At 35.3% G+C, this 249-nt stretch carries 1 pseudogene; it reads right to left on the bottom strand.

From position 1 onward, the window contains the following. Positions 1–107 precede the first annotated feature (107 nt). Positions 108–249: pseudogene (locus tag IDG64_RS14685) on the bottom strand (AzlD domain-containing protein); the annotation flags it as partial.

Below are 249 nucleotides of genomic sequence, written 5' to 3'. Positions count from 1 at the left end.
GACAGCATTATTCAACAGACGCCTCATGGTGAGGGGTATACATTAAACATCCCTTACATTATCGCGCTCATTCCGACGGTTATTTTATCTATAATCACGCGTAGTTTAACTATTACAATTATTAGTGTGATTGGGATAAATGATAGCCATCGAACCACGACATCAGGCAATTGCACTTTTGAAATCATGATAAAAGGTATAATTCGAATTAATAGCGTTACGATACCACACAATAAAATAAGTATTAAC

Origin of the sequence: Staphylococcus sp. EG-SA-15 (genome assembly GCF_017151895.1) — a bacterium.
In the GTDB taxonomy this organism is placed as follows: domain Bacteria; phylum Bacillota; class Bacilli; order Staphylococcales; family Staphylococcaceae; genus Staphylococcus; species Staphylococcus aureus.
The sequence above is the reverse complement of the archived record's forward strand: the minus strand, read 5'-3'. Positions and strand labels throughout refer to the sequence as shown.